Raw genomic sequence first — 2,601 nt, forward strand, 5'->3', positions numbered from 1 at the left:
AGAGCTGCGCTAGGTAATCGATCCGGTCCGTGCACCGGGCCCAGCTCTAACCTCCGAACGCAAAAGTTCCGAACCTCCATGAGGTTCGGAACTTCGCGCTGCCCTCTGGACGAGTCAAGATCCCTTGGCGTAGCGGGTCAGGAACCCGGCCGCCGCGACCACCGAGACCGCACCGATCACGCCCCATAGCACCAGTTGGAAGACCATCGACCCCAGGAACCAGCCGAATGTCATCCCGATGTAGAGGGCCCAGATCAGCCGGAAGGCGCTCCACAGCGCCACCGCGCCGGCGCTGAGCCCTATGTAGAGGCTGCGCTGCCGGTCCACCCGATTGATCTGCTCTTCGATGCTGGCCGGGACGATCTTCATTTCTGACTTCCTTTCGTGGGGCGCCGCCGGACTGGCGTCGTCGTTGGGCCAAGTACAGACCCCCGGATCGGCTACCGATCCCAACCCGCCACGCGCGGAAGCCGCGCCTTCTCCTTACCCCTTGCGCCCCCAGGGCTGAGTCGGTCAAATGGTCCTGATGATGAACCCGATCAAGCTCGCCGAGCAGGTCGCCGAATCGGTTCTGGCGGTAGGAGGCATTCGCGTTGGCCTCGAGGAACCGAAATACACGCGCCATCCGCTCACCGACAGCGTCGAGATACGCCGCTACGGTCCGCGGATTGCCGCCGAGACGACAGTCGACGCCGACGAAAACCGCGCTCGTGACATGGGGTTCCGACGGCTGGCGGGATACATATTCGGCGGCAATCGGGGCAACGAATCGATCTCGATGACGGCACCCGTCAGCCAGCAACCGGGCCGGGCCGGCCAGCAGATCGCGATGACCGCGCCCGTCGTCCAGTCCGCCGGCCCCGAGAGTGGCTGGGTGATTCGGTTCTTCATGCCGCAGAAGTGGACGATGGAGACCCTTCCCGCGCCCAAAGATGATCGAGTCCGCCTCGTCAGCGTGCCGCCCGCGACCATAGCCGTGCTGCGATTCAGCGGTGATCGCAGCCCCAAGGCGGTCGCATCTCGCACCGATGAGCTCCTGAAAACATTGCGGGACAACGGGATCAAGACCACCGGGGAGGCGGAGGCCTGGTTCTACGATCCGCCTTGGACGCTGCCGATGCGGCGGCGCAACGAGATCGCGATTCCGATCGATCCGGCTTCGGCACCGGCCTAGCCGCTCGGCACCGACGGCGCGTGGGCATCTACATCCGGCGCTGAGCCGGTTACGGTTTGGCGTGATGACGAATCGACACGGCCAGAAGGTGGATGCCAGGCTGCTGACCGGTGTTTCGGAAACGGCGCTGCTGACCCTCTACGGCAGGGCATACCAGGCCGGGCACCCGGACCCGATCATCGACGATCCGATGGCCATCAAATTGGTGGAGTCCTTCGACTTCGACTTCGAAAAGTTCGGGCGCAGAGGCCAGGAGATGGCGCTGCGCTCGCTGGCCATCGACCGATGTGCGACCGAATACCTGACCGCGCACCCCCGGGCGACGGTGGCCGCGCTTGCCGAAGGTTTCCAGACGTCCTTCTGGCGCTTGGACCGCGCGCTACCCGGCGCACAATTCAGTTGGCTGTCGGTGGATTTGCCTGAGGTCATCGACCTTCGGCAACGGCTGCTGCCGCCCTCGCCGCGGATCACTCACCTCGCGCAGTCCGCCCTCGACTACAGCTGGATGGACAAGGTGGACACCGCCAACGGCGTGTTCATCACCGCCGAAGGACTGCTGATGTACCTGCAGCCCAATGAGGCGCTGGGACTGATTACTCAGTGCGCCAAGCGCTTTCCCGGCGGATGGATGTTCTTCGACCTACCGCCCACGATCGTCAAGAAGGTCGCGCGAAGGGGGCTGCGTTCGTCCAAGCGCTACCGGGTACCGCCGATGCCCTTCAGCCTCTCGGTGCGTCAACTGGCGAAGCTCGCGGAATCCGTGCCGGGGATCCGTGGGGTGCACGACGTACCGATGCCCGCCGGACGGGGCTTGTTCTTTGGGAAGCTGTATCCCGCGTTTTGGCGTTTCCCGCCCGCGAAGCCGTATCGCGGTGTCTTCGCCCTACTCGAATTCGGCTGAGGTCAGCCGACCTTGACCACCAGCTTGCCGACGTTCTTGCCGTCGAAGAGCATGTTGATCGCAGTCGGGAGCTGCTCGAAGCCCTCGACGACGGTCTCGAGCGGCGTGAGCTTCCCGGCCTCGATCAGGCCCGCGATTTCCGTCATCGCTTCGGGCGCGCGCCCGAAGTGGTCGAGCACGATGAAACCCTGCAAGGTGGCGCGCTGAATGAGCAGGTTGCCGAACGCGCGCGGACCCGGCGGGGGATCGGCCGCGTTGTAGCCGGAGATCAGGCCGCACAGCGCGACGCGGGCGCCGATGTTGAGGCGCGCGAAGATCGCGTCCATCAGGTCGCCACCGACGTTTTCGAAGTCGACGTCGATGCCATTCGGTGTCGCCGCTGCCAGCTGGGCGGCCCAGTCGTCGGCGCGGTGGTCGACGGCCGCGTCGAAGCCGAGCTGGTCGGTGAGCAGCTCGCACTTCTCGGGACCACCCGCGATCCCGACGACACGAGCCCCGGCGGCCTTGGCGAGTTGGCCGGCGACCG

4 protein-coding genes are annotated in these 2,601 nt (G+C 65.5%); 2 read left to right on the forward strand and 2 right to left on the reverse strand.

What is annotated here, in order from left to right:
- Window positions 1-114: 114 nt before the first annotated feature.
- On the reverse strand, window positions 115-369 hold the full coding sequence (locus tag A5711_RS11160; RefSeq protein WP_067946386.1) for a hypothetical protein: 255 nt from the start codon (window positions 367-369) through the stop codon (window positions 115-117).
- A 148-nt stretch (window positions 370-517) separates the two neighbouring features.
- On the opposite strand from A5711_RS11160, the gene A5711_RS11165 reads away from it, so the two are divergent.
- Together A5711_RS11165 and A5711_RS11170 are read left to right on the forward strand one after the other, a co-directional pair.
- Entirely contained in the window at window positions 518-1,174 is a 657-nt protein-coding gene (locus tag A5711_RS11165) for a heme-binding protein (protein ID WP_067946388.1), read from the forward strand.
- A gap of 64 nt (window positions 1,175-1,238) precedes the next feature.
- The gene (locus A5711_RS11170) at window positions 1,239-2,075 is read left to right on the forward strand and encodes a class I SAM-dependent methyltransferase (RefSeq protein WP_067946390.1); all 837 of its coding nucleotides are present in this window, start codon (window positions 1,239-1,241) and stop codon (window positions 2,073-2,075) included.
- Window positions 2,076-2,077: 2 nt separating this feature from the next.
- Here the strand turns inward: A5711_RS11170 and A5711_RS11175 are convergent.
- On the reverse strand, window positions 2,078-2,601 hold a 524-nt coding region (locus A5711_RS11175), incomplete at its 5' end, for an NADP-dependent oxidoreductase (RefSeq protein WP_156673239.1).

Source organism: Mycobacterium sp. E2238 (assembly GCF_001672665.1).
Taxonomy (GTDB): Bacteria; Actinomycetota; Actinomycetes; order Mycobacteriales; family Mycobacteriaceae; genus Mycobacterium.

Coding starts and splice junctions, on each gene's coding strand:
- A5711_RS11160 (WP_067946386.1), bottom strand. CDS start 369: ATGAAGATCGTCCCGGCCAGCATCGAAGAGCAGATCAATCGGGTGGAC.
- A5711_RS11165 (WP_067946388.1), top strand. CDS start 518: ATGGTCCTGATGATGAACCCGATCAAGCTCGCCGAGCAGGTCGCCGAA.
- A5711_RS11170 (WP_067946390.1), top strand. CDS start 1,239: ATGACGAATCGACACGGCCAGAAGGTGGATGCCAGGCTGCTGACCGGT.